The following is a 255-nucleotide window of genomic DNA, read 5'->3' as shown; positions in this document are numbered from 1 at the left end:
CGGGGGCAAAGTCCGCGTCCTTTCGATTCCGGCCATCCGGGACAGAGTGGTACAAGGGGCGCTCAAACTCATCCTCGAGCCTGTGTTCGAGGCTGACTTCCAACCGGGGTCGTACGGTTATCGGCCCGAGCGGACAGCACATGGCGCTATCAAGCGCGTGGCTGAAGCCATAGTCCAACGGAAGACACGAGTTCTCGACATTGACCTGCGGGCCTACTTTGACAATGTCCGGCATGAACGGCTGTTGGAGAAAGT

The 255-nt window shown here is 58.8% G+C and carries 1 protein-coding gene; it reads left to right on the top strand.

Annotated features, from left to right (window positions below):
* A partial coding sequence (locus FNJ47_RS47155; protein WP_249778693.1) for a reverse transcriptase domain-containing protein occupies positions 1-255 on the top strand: 255 nt, incomplete at both ends.

The organism is Bradyrhizobium uaiense, from assembly GCF_010811875.1.
GTDB lineage: Bacteria > Pseudomonadota > Alphaproteobacteria > Rhizobiales > Xanthobacteraceae > Bradyrhizobium > Bradyrhizobium uaiense.
The sequence above is the reverse complement of the archived record's forward strand: the minus strand, read 5'-3'. Positions and strand labels throughout refer to the sequence as shown.